This is a genomic window from Kitasatospora sp. NPDC058032 (genome assembly GCF_042885845.1).
GTDB lineage: Bacteria > Actinomycetota > Actinomycetes > Streptomycetales > Streptomycetaceae > Kitasatospora.
The window spans coordinates 469,112-484,953 of sequence record NZ_JBHVRK010000003.1 but is presented as its reverse complement, the minus strand read 5'-3'; the positions used below and the strand labels follow the sequence as shown (position 1 = coordinate 484,953).

Genomic DNA, 15,842 nt, shown 5'->3' with positions numbered 1-15,842 from the left:
CGTTTCCGGTGCCTCGGAGGAGCTATCCCAGGAGCAGCGGCGCCGGGTTGCGCTCCAGCAGCAGCACCGCGACATCGTCCGTCAGCGCGCCGCCGTTCAGCTCCTCGACCTCGGCGATCGCGCTGTCGACCAGCCGGCCCCGGGTGAGCCCGGCGGCCTGGTGGTCGCCGATGAGGTCGGCCAGGCCGTCCTGGCCGAGGCGGCGGGAGCCGGCGCCGATCCGTCCCTCGATCAGTCCGTCGGTGTAGAGCAGCAGTCGCCAGCCGGGGGGCAGCTCGAACCGGTGGGCCGGCCAGACGGCCTGGCGGTCGTCGCAGGGGAGCAGGCCGAGCGCGGGACCGGCGTGGTCGGCGGGCAGGCCGACCGGGGCGTGGTCCTCGCCGAGCAGCAGCGGCGGCGGGTGGCCGGCGAGGTGCAGCCGGGCCCGTTCGGCGGTCGCCGGGGCGGTGGCGTCGCCCGGTTCGATGCTCACCATGCAGAGCGTGGCGAAGATCTCGTCGCTGCGCCGCTCGTGCTCCAGCACGTGCTGCAGGGTGGTGAGCAGGGCCTCGCCGGTGAGGCCGGCGAAGACCAGGGTCCGCCACGCTATCCGCAGCGCCACGCCGAGCGCGGCCTCGTCGGGGCCGTGGCCGCAGACGTCGCCGATCACCACGTGGACGGTGCCGTCCTCGGTGCGCACCGCGTCGTAGAAGTCGCCGCCGAGCAGGGCGCGGCGACGGCCGGGGCGGTAGCGGCGGGTGAAGGAGAGGTTGGCTCCGTCGAGCAGCGGGGTGGGCAGCAGGTGGCGCTGCAGTCGGGCGTTCTCCTGGCCGCGCAGTTCGGCCTCGACGAGCCGGCGCTGCGACTCGTCGGCGCGCTTGCGCTCGACCGCGTAGCGCAGGGCGCGGGCCAGCAGCGGGCCGTCCGTCTCGTCCTTGACCAGGAAGTCCTGGGCGCCGGCGGCCACGGCGGCCGCGCCGAGTTCGGCGCCGGCGGCGTCGGTGAGGACGACGACGGCGGTGTGCGGGGCCCGGCGGAGCAGTTCGTGCAGGCCCTCCAGACCGTCCGAGGGGTCCGAGGGGTGCGGCAGGTCGGCGGAGGCGGCGAGGTCGAGCAGGACGCAGCTGAAGTCGCCGCGGGTGAACTCGGGGCCGCGCGGGCGGCCGCGCCGGGATCCGGAGGCGGTGGGGGTGAGCAGCGCGAAGGCCTGGTCGAGTCCGCGGGTCCAGTGGATCTCGATCGGGGCGCCGCTGTCGGCCACCGCGGCCCTGAGCAGATGGGCGTCGGTGGCGTCGTCCTCGATCACCAGCAGCTTGAGCGGGGCGGTGGCGGTGGTGGCGGCGCTGGGGGCGGAGCCGGACGGGCCCGCGGGGGCGGTGTCCGACCGCGGGTGGGGTATCGGCGCGGTGGCCGGGCCGGCCGGCGGTCGGCCCGGTGCGGGGGAGCCGTCGGGGCCGGACCGTTCGCGGGCACGCCCGGAGCGGGCGCCGCGCTGGGCGCCCGGCGGGTCCGCGGCACCAGGTGCCCGCCCGTCTCCCGTTGCGGGCATCGGCTGATCCTCCCTTTCCCCGCATGCGTAACGGCCGGCGTCCGTCCGCAGTGCCCGCTCGGCAGCTCGCGGCGGGGAACTTCTGGCGACCATAACGTGATCTCCGGGGATTTCTCTGACCGACCGGCACCGTCGGGGCTGTCGCCATGCCGGTGGCGGTGTGTTGGATGGCTGGCGGGACAGGAACAGGGGACCGTTCCGGCGGGTGCCGGGGCGGGCGACGAGAGGGGTTGCATGATGATGACGCGGATCACCCTGGTCGAGGGTGACATCACGGCTCAGCAGGTGGACGTCGTCGTGAACGCGGCCAATTCCTCCCTGCTGAGCGGTGGTGGTGTGGACGGGGCGATCCACCGCCGGGGCGGGGCGCGGATCCTGGAGGAGTGTCGCGGGCTGCGGGCCTCGCGGTACGGGCGGGGACTGCCCACCGGGCAGGCGGTGGCGACCACGGCCGGCGACCTGCCGGCCCGCTGGGTGGTGCACACCGTGGGGCCGGTCTACCTGGCGGACGAGTACGAGGAGCGGGCGGAGCTGCTGGCCTCCTGCTACCGCGCGTCGCTCCGGGTGGCGGCGGAGCTGGATGCGCGCACGGTGGCCTTCCCGGCCGTGTCGGCCGGGATCTTCGGGTGGCCGCCGGCGGATGCGGCCAGGATCGCGCTCGGCACCGTCGCGGCGGTGACGGCGGAGCCGGGCAGCGGACCCGAGGAGGTGCGGTTCGTCTTGTTCGGATCGGAGATGTACGAGGTGTTCGCGGGCGTGCGGTCGGAGCTGGGGCTGGCGGGACGGGAGTGAGCCTCCGGTCGGGTCCCATGGTGGCGCGACGAGGCGTCAACGCGCCAGAGATATTCGATAACTCGTTCGAGTGAAACCGTGGGTCCGGCCACCGGTACCCGGCGGTTCGCCGCCGTCGTTACGGGGCCAGCGCCGACCAGGGCAGGGTGACCTCGCCCTGCCGCCACCGCCCGCGCGCGTCCACCAGCGGCCACGCCCCGGCCAGCGAGGTGCAGGCCGCCACCCAGCGCTGCCGGGCGCCGAACGCCCCGTACGGCGCCGCCGCCGCCCAGGCGCGGTCGAAGTCGCGCAGGAAGGCGTGCACCGGCCGCCCCGGCACGTTGTGGTGGATCAGCGCCTTCGGCAGCCGTTCGGCCAGGTCGGACGGCTGACCGAGGCCGCCCAGCCGGGCCGCGAAGGTCACCGTCCGCGGCCCCTCGGGACCGAGCGCCACCCAGACGTGCCGGCGGCCGATCTCGTCGCAGGTGCCCTCCACCAGCAGCCCGTCCGGGGCGAGCCGGGCGCGCAGCCGCTCCCAGACCCCGGCCACCGCCGACTCGTCGTACTGCCGCAGCACATTGGCGGCCCGGATCAGCCGGGCGGGCGCCCCGCCGTCCAGCGGCACCTCGAAGCCGCCGCGCCGGAAGGTCAGCAGCGGCGGCACCGCGTACGGCAGCGCGGCGGCGACCCGGGCCGGTTCGATCTCGATCCCGACCACCCGGACGTCCGGCCGCACCGCCCGCAGCCGGCCAGACAGCTCGACGGCCGTCCACGGCGCGGCGCCGTAGCCGAGGTCGACGGCGACCGGCGGCTGCTCGGCGGCGCGCAGCGCGGGCCCCAGCGCATGGGCGATCCAGCGGTCCATCCGGCGCAGCCGGTTGGTGTTGGTGGTGCCGCGGGTGACGGTGCCCACCGGCCGCCCGGCCCGTCCGCGGGCGGGCGCGGTCGTGGTGTCGGGGAAGGAGGCGGCCATGTCCCACAGGGTACGGGGCCCGCGGCGGCGGCCCGCGGCGTGGCCCATCTCATGCGGCGGTCCGGGAATGCCGGTCGGTGATCGCGTGGTTGGCACACTGTTGGTGATGTGTGCCTTGGCGGCAGCGCACGCACACCGGGCAGCTGACGGCAGGCGAGCGCGGCTGCCCAGGCGGGCAGTACACGAGGAGGCTTCAGCCAGGTGATCCAGCACCCCGTCCGTTCGGTGCGCCGTGTCCAGCCGGCCACGCCCGCGCGAGGCCGGCTCCAGTCGCTCGTCCAGGGCGGTCGGCGCCGTCCGCGCCGGATAGCGATGCTCAGCGTCCACACCTCCCCGCTGCACCAGCCGGGGACGGGCGACGCGGGCGGCATGAACGTCTACATCGTGGAGCTGGCCAAGCGGCTGGCCGAGCTCAACATCGAGGTCGAGGTGTTCACCCGGGCGATCTGCTCGGACGACGCCCCCACCGTGGAGCTGGCCCCCGGCGTGCTGGTCCGGCACGTCACGGCGGGCCCCTACGAGGGCCTGCTGAAGGAGGACCTGCCCGCCCAGCTGTGCGCCTTCACCCACGGGGTGCTCCGCACCGAGGCCGGCCACCGCCCCGGCCACTACGACCTGGTCCACTCGCACTACTGGCTCTCCGGCCACGTCGGCTGGCTGGCCGCGCAGCGCTGGGGCGTGCCGCTGGTGCACACCATGCACACCATGGCGAAGGTGAAGAACGCGGCGCTGGCCGAGGGCGACACCCCCGAGCCGCCGGCCCGGGTGATCGGCGAGACCCAGGTGGTGGAGGCGGCCGACCGGCTGATCGCCAACACCACCGAGGAGGCCGCCGAGCTGTCCCGGTTCTACCGGGCGCGCCCGGACCAGCTGGCCGTCGTCCACCCGGGGGTCAACCTGGACGTCTTCCGCCCGGCGGCACCGGGCACCGCGCAGGCCCGCCGGGCCGCCCGGGCCCGGCTCGGGCTGCCCGCCGACGCCGCGGTGCTGCTCTTCGCCGGCCGCATCCAGCCGCTGAAGGCCCCCGACGTGCTGCTGCGCGCGGTCGCCGTCCTGCTGGAGCGGCGCCCGGAGCTGCGCGAGCGGCTGGTGGTGCCGGTGGTCGGCGGTCCGTCCGGCACCGGGCTGGCCAGGCCGGAGAGCCTGCACAAGCTGGCCGCCCAGCTGGGCATCGGCGACGTGGTGCGGTTCCACCCGCCGGTGGGCCAGGCGCTGCTCGCCGAGTGGTACCGGGCCGCGACGGCGCTGGTGATGCCCTCGTACAGCGAGTCGTTCGGGCTGGTCGCGCTGGAGGCGCAGGCCTGCGGCACGCCGGTGGTGGCGGCCTCGGTGGGCGGCCTGCCGGTGGCCGTCCGGGACGGCGAGACGGGCACCCTGGTGGGCGGCCACGACCCGGTGGACTGGTCGTACGCGCTGGAGCCGTACGTCACCGACCCGGAGCTGGTGGCCCGGCGGGGCGACGCGGCGGCCCGGCACGCGGCCGGGTTCGGCTGGGACACCGCCGCCGCGACCACCGCCGAGGTGTACGCCGGCAGCCTGGTCCGCTCGGTCGGCCGGCTGGCCGGGGCGCGCCAGCGGCGGGCCTGAGCCGGAGGAGGCCGGGCCGGTCCCGCGCTTGTACTGCTGCGGTGTACTGCTGCGGTGTACTGCTGCGCCCGGGCGTACCGCCGAGTAACGTCACCCCCATGGCAATCCGCACCAAGGACGAGGCCCTGACCCTCCTGCGTTCCGCCCTGGACGAGGCCGGGGTGGCCTGGGAGCAGGCCACCGCCGACCCGTACACCCTGGTGGCGACCCTCCCGGGCACCCGGAAGCTGAGCACCACCTGCGCGCTGCGGGTCGGCGACCACACCCTCTCGGTGAACGCCTTCGTGGTCCGCCGCCCGGACGAGAACCACGAGGCGGTCTACCGCTGGCTGCTGGAGCGCAACACCCGGCTCCACGGTGTGGCGTACGCGATCGACCGGCTCGGGGACGTCTACCTGGCGGGCCGGCTGCCGCTGGAGGCGCTGACCCCGGACACCGTGGACCGGCTGCTGGGCACGGTGCTGGAGAACGCCGACGAGCCGTTCAACACGCTGCTGGAGCTGGGCTTCGCCACCGCGATCCGGCGGGAGTGGGAGTGGCGGACCAAGCGCGGGGAGTCCACCCGCAACCTGGCCGCCTTCGCCCACCTCGCCACCCCGGTCGCCGAGCAGCCCGCGGCCGAGCAGCCCGCGGCCGAGCAGCCCGCCGCGGAGTAGCCCGCCGGGAGGCTCAGCCCGCCGCGGCCCGGTCCGGCTCGACGGCCCGCTCCGCGCGCGGGGCCGGGGCCGCCGCCAGGTCCACGGGCTTCGCCAGCGCCGCCCCCGGCCGTCGGCCGAGCAGCACGTACCCGCCGGCGGCGGCCATGCCGAGCACCGCGCACGCCCCCCACATCACCCCGCTGCCGGCCCGTTCCAGCAGCACCCCGCCCGCCGCCGGGCCGAGGAACGAGGCGAGCGACCAGGAGAGCGAGTAGACACCCTGGTAGCGGCCGCGCGCCTCGGCCGGCGACAGTTCGGCGACTAGGCCCATCATGGTCGGCGCGTTCAGGATCTCGCCGAGCGTCCAGACCGCCACGGTGGAGGCGTAGAACCAGGCGGAGGAGCCGGCCAGCGCGGTCAGCCCGAAGCCCCAGCCGATCAGCAGCGCGCTGGCGACCAGCAGCGCCGTCCGGTCCCGCCCCTCCATCCACCGGGTGAGCGGGATCTGCAGCACCACGATGAGCAGACCGTTGAGCCCGATCACCAGGCCGTACTGGGTGGAGGTGATGCCGGCCCGGCCCATGTCCACGGCCAGCGTGGTGGAGCCCTGCTGGGCGACCAGGGCGAGCAGCAGGTTGAGCACCACCACCGCCATGAAGCGGCCGTCCTGGAACACCGCGCCGAGGCCGATCGCCGGCGGGGCCCCCGCGCCGCCCGGGGCCGCGGCGGGCGCCTCGGGCCTGGTCTCGGGGATGCGCACGAAGATGACGACCGCGCAGACCACCGTGGAGAGCGCGTCCAGCAGGAAGAGCGTGAGGTAGCCGTGAGTGGCGATCAGACCGGCCACCGCCGCGGAGAGGCCGAAGCCGATGTTGATCGCCCAGTAGTTCAGCGCGAAGGCCCGGACCCGGTCCTCGGCGGGCACGATGTCCGCGATGATGGCCGAGGTCGCCGGCCGGGTCGCGTTGTTGCAGAAGCCGACCAGGAAGGCGACCACCGCGATGGTCACCTGTCCGTCGCTGAAGCCGAGCAGCGCGGTGAACAGGGCGGTGCCGAGTTGGGCGGCGACCAGCGTCGGCCGCCGCCCGATCCGGTCGGCCAGCACTCCGGCGACGACGGCGGCGATCGCCGAGCCCAGGCCGAACAGCGAGGCGACCAGCCCCGCGTACGAGGCCGAGTAGCCCCGGTCGGTCGTGAGGTAGAGCGCCAGGAAGGTGACCACGAACGCGCCGAGCTTGTTGATCAGCGTGCTGGTCCAGAGCCACCAGAACTGGCGCGGGAGCCCGCTCACCGCCTCGGCGACGGCTCTGGAGGTGCGGGCGGACAGGGAAGAATCGGGCATGTGGGGGCTCCCGGGCAGGCGGACGTCCGCTGAGCCGCACGGGCAGGACCGCTCAGCAGGAGAGTAAGAGTCTCTGGCGAGGGTCACACCTTACCTGTCGGGTCCGGGTCCCGACCAGCGGTTTTCCGGGCTCCACTAAGCTGGGGGCCATGGCTGACACGACGTACCGACTCATCCTGCTCCGCCACGGCGAGAGCGAGTGGAACCAGAAGAACCTGTTCACCGGTTGGGTCGACGTCGACCTCAACGAGAAGGGCGAGAAGGAGGCCGCGCGCGGTGGCGAGCTGCTCGCCGCCGAGGGCTTCCTCCCGGACGTGCTGCACACCTCGCTGCTGCGCCGTGCCATCCGCACCTCGCAGATCGCCCTGGACAAGGCCGACCGCCACTGGATCCCGGTCAGCCGCAGCTGGCGCCTGAACGAGCGGCACTACGGCGCGCTCCAGGGCAAGGACAAGGCCCAGACCCTGGCCGAGTTCGGTGAGGAGCAGTTCCAGCTCTGGCGCCGCTCGTACGACACCCCGCCGCCGGTGCTGGCCGACGACGCCGAGTACTCGCAGGCCGGTGACGCCCGCTACGCCGAGATCCCGAGCGAGCTGCGTCCGCGCACCGAGTGCCTGAAGGACGTCGTCGAGCGGATGCTCCCGTACTGGTACGACGCCATCGTCCCGGACCTCGCCGCCGGCCGTACCGTCCTGGTGACCGCCCACGGCAACAGCCTGCGCGCGCTGGTCAAGCACCTCGACGGCATCTCCGACGCCGACATCGCCGGCCTCAACATCCCGACCGGCATCCCGCTGGTCTACGAGCTGGACGCCGACTTCAAGCCGGTCACCAAGGGTGGCCGCTACCTCGACGCCGAGGCCGCCGCCGCCGCGATCGAGGCCGTCAAGAACCAGGGCAAGAAGTAACCCGGACCGGCCGTCGAGGGCCCCGTTCCCCCCGCCGGGGGAGCGGGGCTCTTCGCGTTCAACTGGCCTGCGGCTGCGGTGAGTTCGATGTGTCGCAGAAGTGGTTCAGACCATTGACGGCCCCGGTGGCGGCTCCTACGGTGTGAGCGCCGACCCGGCGCAGGCATGCCAGCCCCCCACGCGCGCGTGTCCGCGCCCGGCGCACTCTCCATCCACCCCCACGGAGGAGCACCATGCGCACACGTCATGTCGTCGGAGCCGTGACCGCCGCCCTCGCGGTGCCGGTCGCGGTCGCCCTTCCGGCGCAGTCGCACGGCTACATCACCACCCCGCCCAGCCGGGCCGCGCTCTGCGGCGCGGGCACGGTGACCGACTGCGGAGACATCCGCTGGGAGCCGCAGAGCGTCGAGGGACCGAAGGGCTTCCCGGCCGCGGGGCCCGCCGACGGCACCATCTGCGCCGGCGGCAACGGCCGGTTCGCCGAGCTGGACGACCCGCGCGGCGGGGCCTGGCCGACCACCGCCGTCTCGGCGGGCCAGCGGCTCACCTTCACCTGGCGGTTCACCGCCCGGCACGCCACCTCGGGCTTCCGGTACTACCTGACCAAGCCCGGCTACGACGCGACGCAGCCGGTCACCAGGGCCAACCTGGAGCTGACCCCGTTCCTGAACGTGCCCTACAACGGCACCCAGGTGCCCAGCACGCTCAGCCACACCGCGACCCTGCCGGCCGGCCGGACCGGCCACCAGGTGGTCGTCGCGGTCTGGGACGTCGCCGACACCGGCAACGCCTTCTACTCCTGCACGGACGTCAGCTTCTGACGCCCGGCCCGGCCGGCGCGGTCACCGCGCGGCGGGCGCTCACCCGGTGGACCCCGTCGGCGCTCCGGCGGTGAGGAGGCCGGGGTGCACGGCCGTCTCCCACGGCAGCCGTGCACCCCGGAGCTCCGCGACAGCACCGGGGGAGGGTCGGACGGGTGGCCTCAGTGGCCGCAGCAGCCGCCGTCGGCCCCGCCGCACTGGCAGGGCGCGCCGGACTGGCAGCCGCAGCCGCAGCCCGGTCCACAGCCGCAGCCGGCCGCGAGGACGGGCAGCAGCTTCGGGGCGACGGGTTCGATGGTGTCGGGAGCCGATGCCGGGCCGGTCGGGTTTGCCTTCATCGCGCTGACCCCTCCTTCTGATGGGCACACCTCGGTGCCTACGGCATCGAGTGAAGCCGCCGACCGGAGGGAGCGTCAACGGGCGCGCAGTGGTGGGGAGCCCGGCTGCCCGTGCTTCCCCACCACCCCCCGCCCGGGGTTTACTCACCCCCGGGGATGAAGCCACCCGAGGGGGGAGGGGCCGCCCGGGGTCACTCCACCTCGGCGGCGGCCTCGGTCGCCGCGACGAACTCGTCCACGTGCTCGCCGGTCACCAGGTACACCACGCGCTTGGCCACCGAGACCGCGTGGTCGGCGAACCGCTCGTAGTAGCGGCCGACCAGGGTGACGTCCACCGCGGTCTCGATGCCGTGGTGCCAGCGGTCGTCGATGAGGTGCGCGAACAGCTCGCGGTGCAGCGCGTCGATCGCGTCGTCGTCCTGCTCCAGCTCCAGCGCCTTGTCGACGTCCTTGGTGGCGATCACCAGACCGGCCTTGGCGACCAGCCGCTGGGCGAGCTGCCCGAGCTCCAGGACCGTCGCGTGCAGGTCGCCGGGGACGGCCGACTCGGGGTAGCGCAGCCGCGCGACCTTGGCGACGTGCTGGGCGAGGTCGCCGCAGCGCTCCAGGTCGGAGCTCATCCGCAGCGAGGTGACCACGATGCGCAGGTCGGTGGCGACCGGCTGCTGACGGGCCAGCAGGTCGATCGCCCGGTTCTCCAGGTCGTGGTGCAGCTCGTTGATCTTCTGGTCGGCGGCGATCACGCTCTCCGCCAGCGCCAGGTCCGCGTCGAGGAGCGCCGTGGTCGCCCGGCCGAGGGCCGAACCGACCAGCCGGGCCATCTCGACCAGGCTGTCGCCGATCGAGTCGAGTTCCTCGTGGTACGCGTCGCGCATGCTCTCTCCTCAGTAGCTGTGTCGGTGGCGGTGCCGACCGGCCATCCGGTACGACGATCTGAACGACGAATGGATGACCGCTGCTGGTGGCGCGCATCGTACGCGCACACCCGGGGCGGCGGGCGGCCGTCCGGCCGGGCCACCCCTCCCACACGGGCTCCGGCGCCCACTGTGGGCCGTCCGGGCGACCACGCACGACCCGTTCGGTGAATCGGTGGCTACCTGAAGGTGAATTCTCGGCAACGCGTGGCCGATCCCTTGATCGGGGCCTTGGGGAGCGCCCGCATCGTGCGCTTAGGCTGGCGTTATGGACGTGAACGTGGCCGCCGCCGCTGCCTGCGCCATAGCCGGGCTCGGCGTCGGCCTCACGGCCTCGATCGCCTTCCGTTGGAGCGAGCGCGAGCAGGCGAGGGGCAGGTACGGCGGAACCAACCGCAATCAGGGCCGGCACCAGAGCCTGGGCCCCGCGCAGGAACCCCCGCTGCCCCCGGGGGTCGACACCGTGCTCTCCGTGCTGCGCTCCTGCGCGATCGTGCTCGGCGAGAGCGACGACGTGGTCAAGGCCAGCTCGGCGGCGTACGCGATGGGCCTGGTGCGCGGCGGCGCCGTCGCCGTCGACCAGCTGCTCTCGCTGGCCCGCTCCACCCGCCGGGACGGCGAGATCCGCCAGCTCGACCTGGAACTGCCCCGCCCGGGCGCGGCGCGCGCCGCCGAGCCGCTCGCGGTCTCGGCCCGGGTCGCCCCGCTGGGCTCCCGGCTGGTCCTGGTGCTGGTCGAGGACCAGACCGAGCGCCGCCGGGTGGAGGCCGTCCGCCGCGACTTCGTCGCCAACGTCAGCCATGAGCTCAAGACCCCGGTCGGCGCGCTCTCGCTGCTCTCCGAGGCGGTCGCGGACGCGGCCGACGACCCGGAGGCGGTGCAGCGCTTCGCCGGCCGGATGCAGATCGAGGCGACCAGGCTGGCCAGCCTGGTCCAGGAGATCATCGACCTCTCCCGGGTCCAGGACGACCGGCTGATGGTCGACCCGGAGCCGGTCGCGGTGGACGAGCTGATCGCCGAGGCCATCGACCGCTGCCGCCAGCAGGCCGCCGCCAAGCAGATCCTCATCGCGGCCGGCGGCATCGCCGGCCTCTACCTGCACGGCAACCGCGGCCAGCTCGCCGCCGCGCTCGGCAACCTCGTCGAGAACGCCGTCAACTACAGCCCGCCGCGGACCAGGGTCGCCATCGCCACCCGCCGGATATCCAGCGCCGCCGCGCTGGGCGAGGCCGACGGCGAGCTGATCGAGATCTCGGTGACCGACCAGGGCATCGGCATCTCCGAGAAGGACCGCGAGCGGGTCTTCGAACGCTTCTACCGGGTCGACCCCGCACGCTCCCGGCAGACCGGCGGCACCGGCCTCGGCCTCTCCATCGTCAAGCACGTGGCCGCCTCGCACGGCGGCACCGTGTCGGTGTGGAGCGTCGAGGGCCAGGGCTCCACCTTCACCCTCCGCCTGCCCGCCGGGCAGGCTCCCGTGGACCGGCCCCGTGCGGGGGACTCCGCGGAACCCCTGTCAGAAACAACCCCCCAGCTTGCCCCGGAGGCCTGATCGTGACCCGAGTACTGGTGGTCGAGGACGAGGAGTCGTTCAGCGACGCCCTCTCGTACATGCTCCGCAAGGAGGGCTTCGAGGTGGCCATCGCCGCCACCGGCCCCGACGCGCTGGAGCAGTTCGAACGCAACGGCGCCGACCTCGTCCTGCTCGACCTGATGCTGCCGGGGCTGCCCGGTACCGAGGTCTGCCGCCAGCTGCGGGTCCGCTCCAACGTGCCGGTGATCATGGTCACCGCCAAGGACAGCGAGATCGACAAGGTGGTCGGTCTGGAGATAGGCGCGGACGACTACGTCACCAAGCCGTACTCCACCCGTGAGCTGGTCGCCCGGATCCGCGCGGTGCTGCGCCGCCGCGGTGAGAACGAGGGTCCCGGCGACGGCGGCGGCCCCGGCGCGCTGGAGGCCGGCCCGGTCCGGATGGACGTCGACCGGCACGTGGTGACCGTGGACGGCGCCAAGGTCGACCTGCCGCTCAAGGAGTTCGACCTGCTGGAGATGCTGCTGCGCAACGCCGGCCGGGTGCTCACCCGGATGCAGCTGATCGACCGGGTCTGGGGTGCGGACTACGTCGGCGACACCAAGACGCTGGACGTCCACGTCAAGCGGCTGCGGGCGAAGATCGAGCCGGACCCGGGCGCCCCGCGCTACCTGGTCACGGTGCGCGGCCTCGGCTACAAGTTCGAGCCGTAGACCCGGCCCGGTCACCCGAACGCGAAACGCCCCTCCGGCACCGGCCGGAGGGGCGTTTCGCGTGTCCGCGGTGGGACGGTGCCCGGTCTCTCAGTGGGCGGCCGGGACCGCCGGGACCGAGGCGGAGCCGGCCGCGGCCGGGGTGGTGGCGCCGGCGGCGGGAGCGGCCGGCGTGGTGGCACCGGCGGCCGGTGTGGTGGCCGGGGTGGCGGCCTTGCTCGGCGCGGCGGCCGGGGCGGTCGGGCCGAAGCCCTTGTACAGGCCGGTGTTCGAGTTGACCTGGGCCTGGGTCTCCAGCTTGTCGTGGTTCTTGAACGCGAAGGAGGTCGCCACGTAACCGCCCACGGTCACGGTGGTGGAGGCGACCTTGGCGGACGGGTTGCCGGGGCCGCCGAGCAGCACGGCGCCGCGGGGCGGGACGGAGATGCTGGTCAGCGGGGCGCCCTTGTCGTCGGCGAAGGTGGCGGCGGTGCCGCCGTCGACGGTGATGGACTGCAGCTCGAGCACCTCGGTCCCGGTGTTGCTGATGTTCACCGTCAGGTTGGCGGGGCCGGTGTGCTCACCGGCGGTCTCGCTCCCGGTGACCACGACGATGTTGTTCAGTCGGACGTCGGTGCCCAGGGTGGCCGACGCGGTGTCCGGCTGGATCTGCAGCGTGGCCGGGGTGTTCCCGGCGGCGCAGGAGGACAGCGAGGCGATGGCCAGGGCGGCGATGGCGGCGATGCTGCCGCGTCGAAGGCTGCGGCTCACGGCGGCGGCTTCTCCTAAGTCACGTGTCGGAAGGTCAGGTCTCAGATTATCGACCTCGCTTATGCCGTCCTCACGGGGTGGTCCCTTCGTGTCGCGCCGCGAGAGTGGACGGGCGTCCGGACGGCGGCACGTCCGCGTGTTCAGGTCAAGCGCCGACCAAGATCGGATCACGATCCGGAAACGGCCCGATAAACGGTGAAAGCTCAAGATCAAATCACGGTTTCGGGAGTGTTGCCAGAGGTTTCAGCGGGCGGCGGAACCGCCTCCGACCTGCGGGAAGCCCTCCTCGAACACCGGTCGCAGCACGTCATGGGGGTCCTTGTCAAGCCCCGAGACCCGCCCTGACCTGCGAAAACGCCCTTCGGGTGCGCCGAAAAGCGTGTTATTCTGGAAAGCCACGGAAGGGGTCCTGTCACATGACGTTCAAGGTTGGCGACACGGTGGTCTACCCCCATCACGGGGCCGCGCTGATCGAGGCCATCGAAATTCGCCAGATCAAAGGTGTGGACAAGACCTACCTGGTGCTCAAGGTGCAGCAGGGAGACCTGACGCTCCGCGTGCCCGCCGAGAACGCGGAGTTCGTCGGCGTGCGCGATGTGGTCGGCCAGGAGGGTCTGGACCGGGTCTTCGAGGTGCTCCGCGCGCCGTACACCGAAGAGCCGACCAACTGGTCCCGTCGCTACAAGGCGAACCTGGAGAAGCTCGCCTCGGGTGACGTTATCAAGGTTGCCGAGGTCGTGCGCGACCTGTGGCGTCGCGAGCGCGAGCGCGGCCTCTCCGCCGGGGAGAAGCGCATGCTCGCCAAGGCGCGCCAGATCCTCGTCAGCGAGCTCGCGCTGGCGGAGAACACCAACGAGGACAAGGCGGAGACGCTGCTCGACGAGGTGCTCGCCTCGTAGCGGCTGTCCGCTCCACAACGCTCACAGCGCCCGATGCCGGCGCGCCGCCCACCGGACCGAAGGTCCGTGGGTGGTGCAGTGGCACTTCGGGCGCTGAGGCGTGTCCGGACGACGCCCCCGCACCCGAGCGGCCTGGCCGGCCTCGGGTCCGCATGACCGTTTCTGCTGCTGTGCGGGCGGAAGACGGTGGTGCTTCGGAAGGGGTCCGCGCCCGTCGTGCACGCCATGGCCATACCCACTTCGCCGAAGGAGTGAAACCTGAACGCCACAGCAGCAGTCGCAGCAGCAGTCGTGCCCGCCGCCGGCCGGGGCGAGCGCCTGGGTCCGGGCGCCCCCAAGGCCCTGCGTGAACTGGGCGGCGTGCCGCTCCTGGTGCACGCCGTCCGGGCGCTGACCCGCAGCCGTGCGGTCGGCCTGGTCGTGGTCGCCGCCCCCGCCGACGGGGTGGCCGAGGTGGTCGCCCTGCTCGACAGCCACGGACTCGAGGACAAGGACATCCGGGTGGTGGCCGGCGGGTCGACCCGCCAGGAGTCCGTCCGGCTGGGCCTCGCCGCCATCCCGGCCGAGGTCGGCATCGTGCTGGTGCACGACGCGGCCCGTCCGCTCGTGCCGGTCGAGGTGGTGGACGCGGTGGCGTCCGCCGTCCGGGCCGGGGCGGAGGCGGTGGTGCCGGCGGTGCCGCTGGCCGACACCGTCAAGCGGGTCGAGCCGGTGCCGGGCGGGCCCGAGCCGGTGCTCGACACGCCGGACCGCGCCACCTTGCGCGCCGTCCAGACCCCGCAGGGCTTCCGCCGGGACACGCTGGCCGAGGTGCACGCCAAGGCGCTGGCCGAGGAGAGCGCGGCGGAGGGGGCGGCCGGGACCGCCCTGCCGCCGGTCACCGACGACGCCGGCCTGGTCGAGCGGTTCGGCGGCCGGGTGGTCGTGGTGCCCGGCCACGAGGAGGCGTTCAAGGTGACCCGTCCGCTGGACCTCGTCCTCGCCGAGGCCGTACTCGCCCGCCGGAGGGCCGCCGATGCCTACTGAGTCGATGCCTGAGTCGATGCCCACCGAGCCGCCGTCCACCGATCCGCGGACCCCCGTCCTCCCCCGGGTCGGCATCGGCACCGATGTGCACGCCTTCGAGCCGGGCCGCCCGCTCCGGGTGGCCGGGCTGGAGTGGCCGGACGCCGAGGCCGGCCTGGCCGGGCACTCGGACGCCGACGTGGCCGCGCACGCCGCCTGCGACGCGCTGTTCTCGGCCGCCGGGATCGGCGACCTGGGCGCCCACTTCGGCACCGACCGGCCGGAGTGGGCCGGCGCGTCCGGGGTGCGGCTGCTCGGCGAGGCGGCCCGGCTGGTGCGCGCGGCGGGCTTCGAGATCGGCAACGTCGCGATCCAGGTGATCGGGGTCCGGCCGAAGATCGGCAAGCGCCGGGACGAGGCCCAGGCCGCGCTCGGCGCGGCGGTCGGCGCCCCGGTCTCGGTCTCCGGCACCACCACCGACGGGCTCGGCCTCACCGGGCGCGCCGAGGGGCTCGCGGCGATCGCCACCGCGCTGGTGTACGAGCGGCGTTGACGTCCGCGGCGGCGCCCGGGGAACAATCCGCGGCTGACGGGTGTTCACCGGGCATTGCGGGGGCCCGAGTCGATAGTGTTCGGCTCCGGGCCCGCGCGGGCTTCCCCCCTCGGGCCGTACCCGCCGCCGACGAGATGAGGTTTCCGATGAGCGCCCAACTCTCCGAGCAGGCCAAAGCCCTGCTCGACACCAAGAGCTTCGCCGTGGTCTCCACGATCCAGCCCGACGGCAGCCCCCAGACCTCCGTGGTCTGGGTGAAGCGCGACGGCGAGGACATCCTGTTCTCCACCGTGGAGGGGCGCCGCAAGCACCTCAACCTGGTGAAGGACCCGCGGGTCTCGCTGCTCGTCAACCCGCCGGAGAACCCGTACACCTACCTGGAGGTGCGCGGCGAGGTCACGCTGACCCGGGAGGGCGGCCGGGAGCTGATCGACGAGCTGGCGAAGAAGTACCAGGGCCTGGACACCTACGGCTACGACGGTCCGGACGACGTGCGGGTGGTCGTCCGGATCAGCCCGCGGAAGGTGGTCGGCTCGATCTGAGCCACCGGCGCGGCGGGGGGCGACCC

17 protein-coding genes are annotated in these 15,842 nt (G+C 73.8%); 11 read left to right on the top strand and 6 right to left on the bottom strand.

Translation table 11 applies throughout. From position 1 onward, the window contains the following. Positions 1-22: 22 nt before the first annotated feature. Positions 23-1,528 carry a PP2C family protein-serine/threonine phosphatase gene (locus ACFVUH_RS07705; protein WP_387911785.1) on the bottom strand — a complete coding sequence of 502 codons (1,506 nt, stop codon included), beginning with the start codon at positions 1,526-1,528 and terminating at the stop codon, positions 23-25. A 240-nt stretch (positions 1,529-1,768) separates the two neighbouring features. Here ACFVUH_RS07705 and ACFVUH_RS07700 point away from each other — a divergent pair, with 240 nt between their 5' ends. Continuing rightward, positions 1,769-2,320 (top strand): O-acetyl-ADP-ribose deacetylase, encoded by a 552-nt coding sequence (locus tag ACFVUH_RS07700; RefSeq protein ID WP_387911828.1) that lies wholly within the window; start codon positions 1,769-1,771, stop codon positions 2,318-2,320. A 118-nt stretch (positions 2,321-2,438) separates the two neighbouring features. On the opposite strand, the gene ACFVUH_RS07695 is transcribed toward ACFVUH_RS07700, so the two are convergent. Continuing rightward, complete coding sequence (locus tag ACFVUH_RS07695; RefSeq protein WP_387911783.1) at positions 2,439-3,272, bottom strand: class I SAM-dependent methyltransferase; 834 nt, start codon at positions 3,270-3,272, stop codon at positions 2,439-2,441. A gap of 225 nt (positions 3,273-3,497) precedes the next feature. On the opposite strand from ACFVUH_RS07695, the gene mshA reads away from it, so the two are divergent. Beyond that, entirely contained in the window at positions 3,498-4,859 is a 1,362-nt protein-coding gene (gene mshA, locus ACFVUH_RS07690) for a D-inositol-3-phosphate glycosyltransferase (RefSeq protein ID WP_387911827.1), read from the top strand. 98 nt (positions 4,860-4,957) lie between these two features. Continuing rightward, positions 4,958-5,515: a YbjN domain-containing protein gene (locus tag ACFVUH_RS07685; protein ID WP_387911782.1), complete on the top strand. Its 558-nt coding sequence runs from the start codon at positions 4,958-4,960 to the stop codon at positions 5,513-5,515. Between the two features lie 13 nt (positions 5,516-5,528). Here ACFVUH_RS07685 and ACFVUH_RS07680 read toward each other — a convergent pair whose 3' ends face one another. Next, a complete protein-coding gene (locus ACFVUH_RS07680; protein ID WP_387911781.1) occupies positions 5,529-6,839 on the bottom strand; it encodes an MDR family MFS transporter in 1,311 nt (436 codons plus the stop codon). A 149-nt stretch (positions 6,840-6,988) separates the two neighbouring features. On the opposite strand from ACFVUH_RS07680, the gene ACFVUH_RS07675 reads away from it, so the two are divergent. Together ACFVUH_RS07675 and ACFVUH_RS07670 are read left to right on the top strand one after the other, a co-directional pair. Further along, positions 6,989-7,747, top strand: a complete 759-nt coding sequence (locus ACFVUH_RS07675) for a phosphoglyceromutase (protein WP_387911779.1) — start codon at positions 6,989-6,991, stop codon at positions 7,745-7,747. Positions 7,748-7,980: 233 nt separating this feature from the next. Then, positions 7,981-8,568, top strand: coding sequence for a lytic polysaccharide monooxygenase (locus tag ACFVUH_RS07670; protein WP_355357742.1), 588 nt, complete (start codon positions 7,981-7,983; stop codon positions 8,566-8,568). A gap of 161 nt (positions 8,569-8,729) precedes the next feature. On the opposite strand, the gene ACFVUH_RS07665 is transcribed toward ACFVUH_RS07670, so the two are convergent. Together ACFVUH_RS07665 and phoU are read right to left on the bottom strand one after the other, a co-directional pair. Further along, positions 8,730-8,906, bottom strand: coding sequence for a hypothetical protein (locus ACFVUH_RS07665; protein ID WP_355357745.1), 177 nt, complete (start codon positions 8,904-8,906; stop codon positions 8,730-8,732). A 191-nt stretch (positions 8,907-9,097) separates the two neighbouring features. Continuing rightward, positions 9,098-9,781 carry a phosphate signaling complex protein PhoU gene (gene phoU / locus ACFVUH_RS07660; RefSeq protein ID WP_355357748.1) on the bottom strand — a complete coding sequence of 228 codons (684 nt, stop codon included), beginning with the start codon at positions 9,779-9,781 and terminating at the stop codon, positions 9,098-9,100. A gap of 307 nt (positions 9,782-10,088) precedes the next feature. On the opposite strand from phoU, the gene ACFVUH_RS07655 reads away from it, so the two are divergent. Together ACFVUH_RS07655 and ACFVUH_RS07650 are read left to right on the top strand one after the other, a co-directional pair. Then, positions 10,089-11,372: an ATP-binding protein gene (locus ACFVUH_RS07655; protein ID WP_355357751.1), complete on the top strand. Its 1,284-nt coding sequence runs from the start codon at positions 10,089-10,091 to the stop codon at positions 11,370-11,372. A gap of 2 nt (positions 11,373-11,374) precedes the next feature. Then, entirely contained in the window at positions 11,375-12,067 is a 693-nt protein-coding gene (locus ACFVUH_RS07650) for a response regulator transcription factor (protein ID WP_030305055.1), read from the top strand. Positions 12,068-12,157: 90 nt separating this feature from the next. On the opposite strand, the gene ACFVUH_RS07645 is transcribed toward ACFVUH_RS07650, so the two are convergent. Next, positions 12,158-12,817, bottom strand: a complete 660-nt coding sequence (locus ACFVUH_RS07645) for a DUF461 domain-containing protein (RefSeq protein WP_387911777.1) — start codon at positions 12,815-12,817, stop codon at positions 12,158-12,160. A 416-nt stretch (positions 12,818-13,233) separates the two neighbouring features. On the opposite strand from ACFVUH_RS07645, the gene ACFVUH_RS07640 reads away from it, so the two are divergent. From ACFVUH_RS07640 to ACFVUH_RS07625, 4 genes are all read left to right on the top strand, one after another. Beyond that, the gene (locus ACFVUH_RS07640) at positions 13,234-13,716 is read left to right on the top strand and encodes a CarD family transcriptional regulator (RefSeq protein ID WP_030244332.1); all 483 of its coding nucleotides are present in this window, start codon (positions 13,234-13,236) and stop codon (positions 13,714-13,716) included. Between the two features lie 258 nt (positions 13,717-13,974). After that, a complete protein-coding gene (ispD, locus tag ACFVUH_RS07635; RefSeq protein ID WP_387911826.1) occupies positions 13,975-14,742 on the top strand; it encodes a 2-C-methyl-D-erythritol 4-phosphate cytidylyltransferase in 768 nt (255 codons plus the stop codon). Between the two features lie 4 nt (positions 14,743-14,746). Further along, positions 14,747-15,274, top strand: a complete 528-nt coding sequence (ispF, locus tag ACFVUH_RS07630) for a 2-C-methyl-D-erythritol 2,4-cyclodiphosphate synthase (protein ID WP_387911775.1) — start codon at positions 14,747-14,749, stop codon at positions 15,272-15,274. 146 nt (positions 15,275-15,420) lie between these two features. Next, positions 15,421-15,816: a PPOX class F420-dependent oxidoreductase gene (locus ACFVUH_RS07625; protein WP_355357758.1), complete on the top strand. Its 396-nt coding sequence runs from the start codon at positions 15,421-15,423 to the stop codon at positions 15,814-15,816. The last annotated feature ends 26 nt before the right edge of the window (positions 15,817-15,842 follow it).

What these genes read in the sequence shown, in the direction of transcription:
- ACFVUH_RS07700 (WP_387911828.1), top strand. Translation starts at nt 1,769, where the DNA reads ATGACGCGGATCACCCTGGTCGAGGGTGACATCACGGCTCAGCAGGTG.
- ACFVUH_RS07670 (WP_355357742.1), top strand. Translation starts at nt 7,981, where the DNA reads ATGCGCACACGTCATGTCGTCGGAGCCGTGACCGCCGCCCTCGCGGTG.
- ACFVUH_RS07665 (WP_355357745.1), bottom strand. Translation starts at nt 8,906, where the DNA reads ATGAAGGCAAACCCGACCGGCCCGGCATCGGCTCCCGACACCATCGAA.
- ACFVUH_RS07680 (WP_387911781.1), bottom strand. Translation starts at nt 6,839, where the DNA reads ATGCCCGATTCTTCCCTGTCCGCCCGCACCTCCAGAGCCGTCGCCGAG.
- ACFVUH_RS07685 (WP_387911782.1), top strand. Translation starts at nt 4,958, where the DNA reads ATGGCAATCCGCACCAAGGACGAGGCCCTGACCCTCCTGCGTTCCGCC.
- ACFVUH_RS07675 (WP_387911779.1), top strand. Translation starts at nt 6,989, where the DNA reads ATGGCTGACACGACGTACCGACTCATCCTGCTCCGCCACGGCGAGAGC.
- ACFVUH_RS07695 (WP_387911783.1), bottom strand. Translation starts at nt 3,272, where the DNA reads ATGGCCGCCTCCTTCCCCGACACCACGACCGCGCCCGCCCGCGGACGG.
- ACFVUH_RS07625 (WP_355357758.1), top strand. Translation starts at nt 15,421, where the DNA reads ATGAGCGCCCAACTCTCCGAGCAGGCCAAAGCCCTGCTCGACACCAAG.
- ACFVUH_RS07640 (WP_030244332.1), top strand. Translation starts at nt 13,234, where the DNA reads ATGACGTTCAAGGTTGGCGACACGGTGGTCTACCCCCATCACGGGGCC.
- ACFVUH_RS07705 (WP_387911785.1), bottom strand. Translation starts at nt 1,528, where the DNA reads ATGCCCGCAACGGGAGACGGGCGGGCACCTGGTGCCGCGGACCCGCCG.
- phoU (WP_355357748.1), bottom strand. Translation starts at nt 9,781, where the DNA reads ATGCGCGACGCGTACCACGAGGAACTCGACTCGATCGGCGACAGCCTG.
- ACFVUH_RS07655 (WP_355357751.1), top strand. Translation starts at nt 10,089, where the DNA reads ATGGACGTGAACGTGGCCGCCGCCGCTGCCTGCGCCATAGCCGGGCTC.
- ispF (WP_387911775.1), top strand. Translation starts at nt 14,747, where the DNA reads ATGCCTGAGTCGATGCCCACCGAGCCGCCGTCCACCGATCCGCGGACC.